The organism is Sorangium sp. So ce296, assembly GCF_051529605.1.
Taxonomy (GTDB): domain Bacteria; phylum Myxococcota_A; class Polyangia; order Polyangiales; family Polyangiaceae; genus Sorangium; species Sorangium cellulosum_D.
In genome coordinates this window covers 13,822,769-13,834,891 of sequence record NZ_CP150325.1, presented here as the reverse complement: position 1 = coordinate 13,834,891, position 12,123 = coordinate 13,822,769, and the positions used below count along the sequence as shown (strand labels likewise).

At 75.8% G+C, this 12,123-nt stretch carries 7 protein-coding genes; 6 read left to right on the top strand and 1 reads right to left on the bottom strand.

The genetic code is table 11. From position 1 onward, the window contains the following. Positions 1-27: 27 nt before the first annotated feature. From WME98_RS51015 to WME98_RS50990, 6 genes are all read left to right on the top strand, one after another. On the top strand, positions 28-336 hold the full coding sequence (locus tag WME98_RS51015) for a hypothetical protein (protein ID WP_437948849.1): 309 nt from the start codon (positions 28-30) through the stop codon (positions 334-336). A 180-nt stretch (positions 337-516) separates the two neighbouring features. Further along, entirely contained in the window at positions 517-1,599 is a 1,083-nt protein-coding gene (locus WME98_RS51010) for a tetratricopeptide repeat protein (protein WP_437948848.1), read from the top strand. Further along, positions 1,599-2,645, top strand: a complete 1,047-nt coding sequence (locus tag WME98_RS51005) for a hypothetical protein (RefSeq protein WP_437948847.1) — start codon at positions 1,599-1,601, stop codon at positions 2,643-2,645. The genes WME98_RS51010 and WME98_RS51005 overlap by 1 nt, the downstream gene beginning before the upstream one ends. Before the next feature lie 21 nt (positions 2,646-2,666). Further along, on the top strand, positions 2,667-4,349 hold the full coding sequence (locus WME98_RS51000) for a serine/threonine-protein kinase (RefSeq protein ID WP_437948846.1): 1,683 nt from the start codon (positions 2,667-2,669) through the stop codon (positions 4,347-4,349). A 191-nt stretch (positions 4,350-4,540) separates the two neighbouring features. Then, the gene (locus WME98_RS50995) at positions 4,541-10,069 is read left to right on the top strand and encodes a hypothetical protein (RefSeq protein ID WP_437948845.1); all 5,529 of its coding nucleotides are present in this window, start codon (positions 4,541-4,543) and stop codon (positions 10,067-10,069) included. 44 nt (positions 10,070-10,113) lie between these two features. Beyond that, entirely contained in the window at positions 10,114-11,088 is a 975-nt protein-coding gene (locus WME98_RS50990; protein ID WP_437948844.1) for a S66 peptidase family protein, read from the top strand. Between the two features lie 36 nt (positions 11,089-11,124). Here WME98_RS50990 and WME98_RS50985 read toward each other — a convergent pair whose 3' ends face one another. Further along, on the bottom strand, positions 11,125-12,051 hold the full coding sequence (locus WME98_RS50985; RefSeq protein ID WP_437948843.1) for a lysophospholipid acyltransferase family protein: 927 nt from the start codon (positions 12,049-12,051) through the stop codon (positions 11,125-11,127). Positions 12,052-12,123 lie beyond the last annotated feature (72 nt).

Sequence of the window (12,123 nt, the reverse complement as noted above, 5' to 3'; positions counted from 1 at the left end):
GCGCCCCGGACGGGGTAAGCTCGGCGCGTGAAGCGCTTCGTCCAGCTCGCCCTCTTCGTCGTCTGCGTCGCGTTCAGCGCCTCGGCGGCCTACAACGTCTTCTCCGACAACGCCGAGGTCGAGCGGATGGCGACGCTCGTCGCGTGCGGCGAGGACGGCGGATCGGGCGCGCCGGGGCCGCGCCGCGCCGGCGAGGGGTGCAGGGCGCAGATGACCCGGCTGGAGCGGACGCCGTTCGGCCAGACGTTCGAGTTCACGACGCCGAAGCGCACCGTGGATGTCAGGTGCGAGCGGGCGTTCGTCCTCGCCGGCGCGTACAGCTGCAAGCTCCCGTGATCGGCGCGGCGCCGGCCTCCGGGGAACGAGCGCGCCCCATGGCCAGCGCCGCGCGCCGGCGATGGAAGCGGATCGCGCGGCGCAGGCCGCGGCCTCTTGCGTGGCGCGCGCCGCGCCGCGCGGGCCCGCGCCACGCAAGAGGCCGCGCCGTGCGCGGAAGTTACGCTATGGTGGGCGGCCGTGACGAACCGTGCCGCGCGCCCGCCGCTCTCGATCGGCCCCGAGGCCGGGCGCCTCGTCGTGCGCCTCGCCTGCGCGCTGGCGGCGGCCTCGCTCGGAGCGCCGCCGGCGGCGGCCGCGCAGATGCCCTCGCCGGCGCCGCTCGGCGCGCCCGCGCCCGCGCCGCCCGCGCCGCCCGGCGCCGCGCCGCTGCCGCAGGGCAGCGCGTCGCAGGTCGGCGCGCCGGCCCGCCCCGCGACGCCGCCGTCGCAGGAGTCGGCGGAGAAGCGGAGCCGCATCGAGCAAGCGACCGCGCTGCACGACGAGGCGCAGGGCCTCTACCAGCACGGCGAGTACCGCGCGGCCATCGCGAAGCTGAAGGCCGCGGTGGCGCTCGATCCCGAGGGCAAAGAGCTCATCTACAACCTGGCGGTCATCCACGAGCGGCTGGGCGAGATCGAGCAGGCAGAGCACTACTACCGTCGCTATCTCGAGATGGAAGCGCTCCCGAAGGAGCGTGAGGAGGTCGCGGCGGTCCTCAAGCGGCTGCAGGGCGCGAAGCGGGAGCTCTCCAGCGCGAAGCCGCCGCCGCCGTCGCCGTCCCCGTCCGCGCAGGCCCCCACGGCGCTGCCGTATCTGCCGCGCCTGCCGCGCCGCTCCGGGGCGGCGAACGGCGTGAGGCCGTACGGGGCCTGGCTCTACGTCAGCGGGGGCATCGCTGCGGGGTCCCTCGCGGTCGGCGGCGTGTTCGCCGCCCTCGCCGTGGCGCGGGATCCCGGCTCCGGCAAGCGCACCGGCGGCGGCGTCTCGGTCGCCGACCTGCAGGCCGACGCGAGCGCCGCCCACCAGTGCGCCGTCGCCGCGGACGTCGCCCTGCTGGTCGCCGGGCTCTCCGGCGCGGCGGCGCTCTACCTGTACCTGTCGCCGCGGGCCCCCGCGGCGAGCCCGCGCGCCTCTCGCCCGCTCTCGGCCGCCCTCCAGGGCGCCGCGATCCCGGGCCGCGACGGCGCTCCGCCCTCGCTCGCCGCCCGCGCAGCGGAGGAGGCGGCGCGCGTCAGCGTGTCGCTGGGCGCCGCGGGAGCCCGGCTGGAGGTGCAGTTCTGATGGGCCTCGGCGCCGCGGGGCGGAGGCTCGTCCGCGGGCTCCCGGCGCTCGCGTTGCTCGGCGTCGGGTGCGAGGTCCTCGTCGACGGCAAGCTGGGCACGGTGCTCTGCTCGGAGGAGGGCGCGATCGGACCCCCGGCGTGCCCCGAGGGCGCCCTTTGCAGCGACGGCGCCTGCGTCGACACGCAGCTCGAGCGCGCGCTGGGCGCCCCTTGCGACGATCACGACGGCTGCGGATCGCACGATTTCTGCCTCGATCCCGCGCGCTTCGGCGGCGAGGGGCCGAGCGTCTGCGCGCGCGCGTGCTGCAGCTCGAGCGATTGCGATCCCGTCCGGGACGCGGTCTGCTGGATCCCCGACGGCGGCGGGAGCGGCGTCTGCCGCATCGGCCGGGACGTCGGCCGGCCCGAGGTGGGGGCGCGCCTCTCCGGCGCGGCCTGCGCCTCGCCCGGCGAGTGCCGCTCTGGCATCTGCGACGAAGGCGTCTGCGTCGACACCTGCTGCTCGGACACCAACTGCGCGATGAACGGGGCCGCGTGCCGGCTCACGACGGACCTCGTCGCGGCCGGTTCGGCCTGGGCGTGCCAGCGCGTCGGTCCCGGCCGCGGCGGCTACCTCGATCCGTGCGAGGAGGACGCGGACTGCTCCTCCGGCCTCTGTGCCGACGTCGACGGGGACGAGGTCGACGGGGACGACGTCGACGGGAACCTCCGCTGCACGATCCCGTGCTGCTCCTCGGACACGTGCCCGGCCGCGCCCCGCGACGCGATGCGCAACGTCGGCTGCGCCGAGGTCGCGACCGGCGACGGCTCGACCGTCCGTGCGTGCGCGAGGCTGCTGCGCGAGGACAGCATCGCCGCCGTCGGCGTCGCGTGCGACACGAACGAGGAGTGCCGGAGCGGCATGTGCGTCAACCATCCTGAACAAACGCAGCGATTCTGTAGCGATGTCTGTTGCAGCGAGGCGTCCTGCGGCGATGTCTCGCTGTTCGGCTGTCGGCCTCCTGCTGCGGGCCCGTCGTGGGCCTTGCGATGTGGGCCCAAGTGACGGACGATCACCCCCATCGCGGTGGTAGCTCCTACAGCTGACGGCCAGCTCTCCTCCAGCGCACCCGGATCGCCCGGCGAGCCCAGCCGGACGGCGCTGATCTGTCCGCGGTGCCACCACCTCGCGCCGGTCGCTCCGGACGCGAGGAGCTCGTCCAGCCAGCTCCCGCCCCCCGCCGGCGATCGCGCCTCCCAGACCGGTCCGTCCGCCAGGCTGCCGCGCTGCCCCCACGACGGGCTGGCCCTCGTGAGCCGCGAGGCGCTCGCCGAGGCCGAGGGGGATCCGTTCCTGGGGATCACGATCGCGGATCGGTTCGTGGTCGTGGGCAAGCTCGGCGCCGGGTCGATGGGCACGGTGTACCGGGCGCGCCAGGAGGCGATGGGCCGCGACGTGGCCATCAAGATCCTGCGCTCGGACCGGGCCTTCGACGCGCAGGCCAAGGCCCGCTTCACGCGCGAGGCGCGCGCGATGAGCCTCCTCCGGTCGCCGCACACGGTCACCGTCTTCGATTTCGGCGAGATCGTGGACGACGCGACCGACGCCGCCTTCGGCCGCGGCCGCTCCGCGGAGCAGAGCTCGCCCGGCGAGGGGTCGACGTGGAGCAACGGCTCGCTCTACCTCGCGATGGAGCTGCTGGAGGGCGAATCGCTCGGGCAGCGGCTCAAGCGGCTCCGGCGCCTGCGCGTCGGCGACGCCGCCCGCTTCGCCCGGCACGCGCTCCTGTCGCTCGCCGAGGCGCACGACAAGGGGATCATCCACCGGGACCTCAAGCCGGACAACCTGTTCCTGGCGAGGCCCCCCGCGGGCGAGCACGAGGAGATCTGCAAGGTGCTCGACTTCGGCATCGCGAAGGTGATGACCGGCACGGAGCGGCCGGTCGACGCCCTCGAGACCCAGGCGGGCACGGTGTTCGGAACGCCGCGCTACATGTCTCCGGAACAGGCGCAAGGTAAGCCCCTCGACGCGCGGAGCGACCTCTACTCGCTCGGCGTGCTGCTCTATCAGATGCTCGTCGGGCGGCCGCCGTTCATCGACGACGACGCGGTCGTCGTGATGGCGAGGCACATCAAGTCGTCGCCGGCGCCGGCGCTCGAGGCGGCGCCGGACGCCGGGATACCGCCGTCGCTCTCCGAGCTCCTGCAGCGCGCGCTGGCCAAGCGGCCCGAGGAGCGGCCGCGGAGCGCGCAGGAGTTCATCGCGGAGCTCGATCGCGCGTTGGACGAGGCGAGGCCGAGCCTGAGCCGCGAGCGCCCCGCCCCGGCGCAGCCGGCCGAGGTCGGCGCGACCAGCGAATTGCTCGCGGTGGTGGGCGACGGCGCGGACGCCTCGCTGCCGCCGAGCACGTCGCGCCCCGCGCCGCGGAAGCTCACCTCGCGCGTCGCCGTGGGGACGGTCGCCCTGTCCCTGATCGTGACGGTGCTCGCCGTGCGCGAGCTCCGCCGCCCCGCCGACGGCGGCGTGCACAGGCTAGAGAAGGGGGTGGCGCTGGAAGCCAGGGCGCTCGCGGGCGCGCTCGCACGCCCGGCCCCGCCTCCCGCCGCGCCGTCCGCCGCGGAGCCCGCCGCGGCGGCGCCGCCGCCGGCCCCCGCGCCGCTCCCCACGGCCGCCGCCAGCGCGGCTCACGAGTCCGCGGGCGCTCCCTCGGCGCCGGCGCCGAAGCGCAGGCCGCAGCAGTCGCGCAAGCCGTATGTGAAATTCGACTGATGACGGTACGCGCGCGGCGCGCGGCGCGCGGCGCAGACCGCGCGCGCCGACGCGGACGCCGGAAACCGCTCGTCGACGTGGGCCCGCGGGCGCGAGAAGCAGCGGCGACCTTTCGCGGATCGGGCCGAGAGTCGCTGTACGAGCCGGAGGCTAACGTGTAACTTCGCCGCGCACCGATGGATCCCCGGGAGATGGAAACGCTCATCCAGCGCCTCGTCACGAATCCGCATGACGCTGAGGCCCTGGCGTATGCGCACCGAGCCGGGGAGCAGGACCCGCGCTCGTACGCCATGCTGCTCGAGCGCGTCGGCAGCTCCACCGCGGATCCGTCGTATGCAGCGCACTGGCTGAGCGAGGCCGCGAACGTGTGGTCGACCACGATCGGCGACGCGCACCACGCCGCGCGGACGCTCATGATCGCCATCGACAAGGACCCGACGCAGCGGACGGCGGCCGAGCGGCTGGCGCAGCTCTACCGCGACAAGGGCGATCAGAAGGCGCTCGTCGCGCTCCTGGAGCGGCTCGTGAAGGCGCTCACGCCGCTGCTCTTCGAGCGGCCCGAGGTGCGCGCGCAGCTCTCGACGCTCCACGAGGAGCTCGGCCGGCTGTGGGGCGAGCCGCCGCTGTCCCGGCCGGAGCGCGCCCTGGAGAACTGGCGCCGCCTCGCGGACCTCGATCCGCACAACGTCTACGCGATCTACGCCGCGCGCGAGCTCTTGAAGGCCCAGCAGCAGTACGCCGAGGCGATCCCGTACTTCGCGATGGAGCAGGCGCTCATCGACGACCCGGAGCGGCGGCTCGCCCTGCTGCGCGACGAGGCCGACATCCGGCGCCGCGCGGGCGACCTCGCCGGCTCCACGGCGGCGCTGCGGAGCGCGCGCGCGTTCGTGCCGCACGACGTGGGGCTGATCCAGGCGCTCGGCGTGGCCATCGTCGAACGCATCGAGGCCGGCGAGCCGGTGCCGCAGCCGGAGCGCGACGAGGCGGCGGAGCTCTTCGTCGCGCTCGCGGAGACGTACGACGGGGAGTACGGCTACTCGTACTCGGTGTACGCCCTCCGCGCGCTGCCGGGCCACGACCGCGCGATGCAGCTCGCCGATCACTACGGAAAGCAGCTGGGCCGCACCGCCGAGCTCCGCCCGCGCTACCTCGCCTACCTCCAGGTGAACCCGAACGGGTTCATGGCGGCCGAGGCGCGCAAGCGGGCGTCCGTGCTGCCGCCCCCGCCGCGGCTGCCGTCGATGCCCCCGGGGATCCCCGCTCCGGCGCGGGCGCCCTCGGCGCCGCCCGCCTCGGCCGCGGCTCCCGAGCGGGCGCCCTCGGTGCCGCCGGTGCCGCCCTCCAGCGTGCCATCGCCGCCTTCGGCTGTGGGCGCGGCGGAGCTGGTCCAGCCGGCGGTGGCCGCGTTCGCGCCGGCGGCCGCGGCCCCGGACGCGCCGGCGTCGCTGCGGAGCGCTGCCGCGCCGAGATCCGGCCCGGCGCAGGCCGCGCCCGGCTCCGCGCCGGCGCCTCTCTCGCCCGACGCCTCGGCCGCGCCGGAGCCGCCGCCGCTCGTTGGCGACGAGCCGACCCAGCCCCGAAAGCCGCTGCCGCTCGCCAGGCTGCGCGAGGTGCTCAAGGCCGACCCCGCCAACCTGGACGCGCTGACGCAGCTCGAGGAGCACCTCCGCCAGAAGCGCATGTTCGCCGAGCTGCGCGACGCGCTGCTCGCGGCGGCGCGCGTCCCCACGGCGCCCGTCGAGCGCAGGATAGCGCAGCTGCGCGACGTCGCGGGGCTGTGCGAGGCGCAGCTGCGCGACGTCGACACGGCGGTCCAGGCCTTCCGGCTGCTCTCCGAGCTCGATCCCGGCGACGCGCAGGCCCAGGCCGAGCTGCGGCGGCTGCTCGAGCGGAGCTCCCGCTGGGACGACCTCGCCGCGCTGCTCGAGCAGGAGGCCGCGGCGACCCCGGACGTCGCGCAGAAGATCGAGATCGAGAAGAAGCTCGTCTCGCTCCACGAGCAGAAGCGCCGCGATCCCATCGCGGCCGCGGAGGCGTGGGTGCGCGTCGCGAGCCTGTCGCCCGAGGACGGCACGGCGGTCCAGTCCGCGGTCAAGCTCTTCGAGCGGGGCGAGCGGTTCGACCTCGCCGCGCACGTCCTCGCCGACGCGGCCTCCCGGTTCCAGGACAAGCTCACCCGCGGGCCGCTCCTCCAGAGGCTCGGCGAGCTCCGGAGCCGGCTCGACGAGCCGGGCGCCGCGGGCGACGCCTACAGCCAGGCGGCCGAGCTCCTGCGGCAGCCGAAGCTGTGGGAGCTCGCGGAGAAGGCCTACGTCGCGGCGGGCCGGCTCGTCGAGGCGGCGAGGGCGGTCTGCGAGCGCGCGCTGCTCGCGGATCGCAAGGCGCGCCCGGCGCTGTTCGTCCAGGCCGCGGAGCTGCTGCTCAGCGCCGGCGACGTCGAGGGCGCGCTCGACCGCGTCGAGCGCGCGATCGAGATCGACCCCGCGAGCGACGCCTGCGCCCCCGCGATCGAGGACCTCTACCGGCGCACGAACCGCCTGCACGAGCTCGTGCGGTTCCTCCTCGGCCGGGCCGAGCTGCTCGGCGACCGGGCGGCGCGCGTCGCGGCGCGGCGGGCCGCCGCGGCGGCGCAGCGCGAGCTCGGCGATCGCGACGGGGAGCGCGCGACGCTCGCGCTCCTGCTCTCCGACGGCGAGGACGCCGAGGCGCTCGCGCGGCTCGCCGACGACGCCGGCGAGCGCGGCGACGTCCAGCTCGGCGCCGAGCTCCTCCACCGGCTCAGCGCGCTCACGGACAGCGAGCCCGGCAAGATCTCGCTCGCCCTGCGCGAGGCGCGCATGCTCGCGGAGGGATCCGGCGACGTCGAGGCGGCGATCGCGCGCTACGAGATGGTCGTCACGGACCTCGATCCGCAGAACCGGATCGCGCTCCGGGGGATCGCCGAGCTGGAGGAGCGGCGCGGCAACCTGCGGGGCGTCGCCGGCGCGCTCGAGCGCGAGCTCGCGTTCGTCGACGGCCCCGATCGGGTCGACATCGCGCAGCGGCTCGCCGCGCTGTACGAGGGCCCGCTCGACGATCCGCACGGCGCCGTCCGGGCGCTCGAGGTGGTCCACGCCGCCGAGCCGGACGACCTCGACGCGATCGCGCGGCTCCAGCGGCTCGCCGAGCGCCTGAACGACTGGCCGAAGGTCGCGCGCCTCCTCGCGGCGCTGATCGAGGTGGAGGGCGACGAGGACGAGGCGTCGAAGATGACCCGCCGCCTCGCCGAGATCCTGGACCAGACGCTCGGCAGGAGCGACGAGGCGATCTCCCTCCTGGAGCGGCTCGCCGATCAGGGCGACGAGCCGAGCCGGGAGGCGTACGTCGCGCTCGGCGACCGGCTCGGGTGGAAGGGGCTCGTCGCGACGAAGCTGGTCGCCTGGAACGAGTCGATCGCGCGCGCGGGGCGCGATCTCGCCCTGCGCGGCGCCTTCGACAGGTTCGTGGAGGTGGGCTACCACCGCGACGCCGCGCGCGTGGGGGTGGAGCTCGCGCGGTCGCGCACCGTCGACGCCGTCCTCGCGGAGCGGCTCGAGGCGATCGCGGTGGGGCTCCGGGATCGCGACGCCCTCGCCGTCGCGCACGAGCTCCGCGCCAGGGATCTCTCGGGGACCGCCCGCGCGGCCGAGCTCGTGCGGCAGGCCGAGGTCCGGGTCGCCCTGGGCGCCGATCCGCTGGAGTCGATCCACCACGGCGAGGGCGCGCTGGCGAGCGTGCCCACCGCCGAGGTCGAGCCGCTGCTCCAGCGGCTCGCGGCGCTGGCCGAGGCCCCGAGCCTCATCATCGACCTGTTCGAGCGCCAGGTGAGCCGGTGCCGCACGCCGGCCGATCGCCTCGCGGCGCTCGTCCGCGCCGCCCAGATCGCCTGCGAGCGCGGCGCCATCGATCGGGCGAGGAGCTTCTTCGAGCTGGCCCTCGGCGGCGGCGTCCAGGAGGAGACGATCGCCACGCTCGAGCAGGTGGCGCGGGACGACGACGCGCGGTCGCAGTCGACCGCGCTGCGCACGATCCTCGTCGACGCGCTCGCCGCCGGCGGCCAGGGCTCGCGCGACGGCGGCCGCACCCGGGCGGCGCTGCTGCGCCGCGCGGCCACGATCGCCTACCAGGATCTCGGCGACGTCGACCGCGCGTTCGGCTGGCTCGGCGACGCCGTGCTCGCGCACGTCGACGACGCGTCGCTCGACGCGCTCGAGGCGCTCGGCCGCGCGGTGGGCGACCTGCCCCGCGTGGGCGCGACGCTGAACCGCGCGCTGGACGAGGTGTTCGACGGCCCGCTCGTGCGCAAGCTCCTCCAGCGGCGGGCCAGGCTGCGCCGCGACGTGCTCGGCGACCGGCCGGGCGCCGCGGTGGATCTGAAGAAGCTCCACGACCTGTCGCCCTCGGACCAGGACGTGATGAACGAACTGTCCGGCCTCCTGCAGGAGCTCGGCGATCACCGCGGCATGATCCAGCTGTACGAGGACCAGATCCTCCGCGGCCGCGATCCTGCGCAGCGGGCGGAGCTCGCGAGGAAGGTGGCGCGCCTCTGGGAGGAGGAGCTCGGCGAGGGGCGGGAGGCGGCGGACGCCTGGCGCCGCGTCCTCCGCATGAAGGCGGGCGATCCGGAGGCGACGGCGGGCCTCGAGCGGGCGAAGACCGGCAAGCTCAAGCGCACCCCCCCGCCGCCCGTGCTGCCGACCCGGCCGCCGGGCCTGCCCCTGACCGAGCCGCCGCTCGCGCCCCGGGTGCCGGTCCTCGACGTTCCCGGCGCGGAGATCGTCGCTGCCGCGGCGGTGAGCAACGGCTACGCGGGCGGCGAGGTGCCCGCCGGCGCCGACGCGCTGCCGCCGGACGGCCCCGGGGTGGCCGGCCCGGAGGCGCTCGAGGGAGCGCCGGAGCCGCAGGCCGAGGCCTACGGCGTCGCGTCGCTCGCGGCGGCCGAGGGCGAGGCGAGCCGCGGCGCCGCCGACGTGTACGCGGCGCCGACCGAGGGGCAGGAGCTTTCGCCGGAGGGCGCCGGCCACGTTGCGCCGCCGGCGCCCCCCGACGCGCCCGCGTTCGCTGCGCCGGGGTCGGATCTCGACGGCTACGCGGCGGCGCCGGCTTACGGCGGCGACTACGCGGCGGCGGCGCCGGCCTACGAGGGCGACTACGCGGCGGCGGCGCCGGCTTACGAGGGCGACTACGCGGCGGCGGCGCCGGCTTACGGCGGCGACTACGCGGCGGCGGCGCCGGCTTACGGCGGCGACTACGCGGCGGCGGCGCCGGCTTACGGCGGCGACTACGCGGCGGCGGCGCCGGCCTACGAGGGCGACCACGCGGCGGCGCCGGGCTACGGCGGCGAGTACGCGGCGGCGCCGGGCTACGGCGGCGATTATGTTGCGCCGCCGCCGGGCTACGGCGGCGACGACGCTGCGCTGCCGCCGTACGGCGGCATCGGCGACGGCGGAGAGGCCTACTACGGAGATCCCGCGCAGGCGCCCGCGTCCGCAGGCGCCGGGTCCGCTGCTCCCCCGTCCGCGGTCCCTGCGCCGCCGCCGGTGTCCGCAGCCCCGCCGCTGCCGGCAGCGGCGGCCGGGGCCGCGCTCCGGCCGTCGGTCCACCCGCCCGCGCCGCCGCCCCTGCCTGACTCCCACGACATCGATATCGACGAGGACGCGGAAGACGTGGAGTTCCTCGACGACGACGCCGGCGCTCCGTAGCCGCGCAACGGAGAGCGATTGAGCTACCGAGGCACAGGGGCGACGTGCCCTCTCTGATCCTCCCCCCGGCGCTCCGACCGGGCGACACCGTCGCCGTGATCGCCCCCTCCAGCCCGTTCGAGCACGTCCTCGCGCGGGTCGGCCTCGGCTGGCTGGCCCAGCGCTACCGCGTGCTCTTCGACACCGGCGTGGGCCCTCCGCTCGCCGGCGACAGCCGCACGGGCGGGGAGCCGTCGCTCTCGGCGCCCTCCAGCCGCGGGCTGTTCGCGCGGACCGGCTACCTCGCCGGCAGCGACGCGCGGAGGATGGACGAGCTCGCCCGCGCGCTGTCCCACCCCGACGTGCGCGCCATCTTCGCGGCCCGCGGCGGCTACGGCGCGAACCGCTTCGTCCACCGGATCGACTGGAGCGTCCTCGCCGAGCGCCCTCGCTGGATCGTCGGCTTCTCCGACGTCACCGCCCTGCACGTCGAGGCCGCGCGCGCCGGCGTCGCGTCGCTCCACGGCGCCCACGTCACCGCGCTCGGCCGCGGCGACGCCCGCGCCCGCGCCGCGTTGCTCCGCGCCCTCGAAGATCCGCTGGGCGAGCGCCGCTTCGACGGCCTGACCACGCTGCGCGCCGGCGCCGCCGAGGGGCCGCTCTTCGGCGGCAACCTCGCCCTGCTCCACGCCTGCGCCGCGGCCGGCCGCCTGCGCGTGCCGGACGGGTGCGTCCTCCTGCTCGAGGACGTCACCGAGCGGCCTTACCGCGTCGATCGCATGCTCGCGACGCTGGAGGTCGGCGGCCACCTCGCGCCGGCCGCGGCGGTGGTCCTGGGCGACTTCGAGCAGTGCCCCCCAGGCCCGGACGGCGTCACCGTGGACGAGGTCCTGCGCGACAGGCTGCTCCCGCTGGGCGTCCCCGTCGTCGCCGGGCTGCCGATCGGCCACGGCCTCCGCAACGAGCCCGCCATCCTCGGCGGCCGCGCGCGCGTCCTCTCGCTCGGCCCCGAGGCCGTGGTCACGCTGGCGGGCGCCTGAGCGCCCGCCGCGCCGGCGCGCGCCCGGGCCGCGCGGTCACCAGAAGACGCTCTTCCGCTCCTTCAGCCCGCGGTTCAGCATCGACTGGATCCGGCCCTTCACGAGCGCGACCTTCTCCTGGATCACCGCGTCGTCGTCGTCGGGGTCGCCGTGGAACGTCATGGGCTCGCCGAAGTAGATCCGGTATCGCGTCGGCAGCGGCATTTGGCCGCCGGGGATCAGCAGCTGAGGGATGATGGGGAATGTCGGCATCCCGAGCGCCTTCGACACCGACTCCAGGTTGCCGAGCGAGATGTACTGCTCCTCGCCCCCGATCACGGCGATGGGCACGATCGGCGTGTCGGTCTCGAGCGCGAGCCGCATGAACCCGAGCCCGAAATCGAGCAGCTGATACCGGCTCGAGAACCCCTTCGAGATCCCGCGCGTCCCCTCCGGGAACACCAGGATCGCCGCGCCCATGTCGAGCAGCCGCCGCGCGTTCTCGGGCACGCCGACCACCTGGCCCACGCGCGAGAAGAAGGTCGCCACGAACGGCAGGGTCTGCGTCCACTTCTCGACCATGCTCCGCATCACCCGCGGCGGCTCCGCGTCGAGGAACAGCGAGGCCGCGATGAGCATGCCGTCGAACGGGAGCTGGCCGGAGTGGTTGGCGATCAAGAGGACCCGGCCGGTCGGGATGCGGTGGATGCCGAACACCTCGGTCCGGAAATAGAAGCGATGAAAGAACGCCGCGACCCCGACCGCGTACTTCGCCCACTCGCGGTCGAGCCCGAACGGATCCACCCCGTCCGCGGCGTGCGGCAGCGCGACCCGGCGCAGCCGGTCCTCGAAGTCCTGACCGAGCAGCCGGATGGTCGCGTCGTCGATCGTGCCGCGCAGGCTGTCGACCCCGAGTCTCGCGAGCGGCAACGCGCTGTGGGAGACGAAGTGACTCAGCCTGGCGAGCGTCGTTCTGCTGGCCATGGGCGCGGGACGATAGCAAACCTCGCGTGGGCCTGCACCGCCAGGAAGGGCTTGACCATCGGCCTCCTCGAA

What these genes read in the sequence shown, in the direction of transcription:
- WME98_RS50995 (WP_437948845.1), top strand. Translation starts at nt 4,541, where the DNA reads ATGGAAACGCTCATCCAGCGCCTCGTCACGAATCCGCATGACGCTGAG.
- WME98_RS51005 (WP_437948847.1), top strand. Translation starts at nt 1,599, where the DNA reads ATGGGCCTCGGCGCCGCGGGGCGGAGGCTCGTCCGCGGGCTCCCGGCG.
- WME98_RS50985 (WP_437948843.1), bottom strand. Translation starts at nt 12,051, where the DNA reads ATGGCCAGCAGAACGACGCTCGCCAGGCTGAGTCACTTCGTCTCCCAC.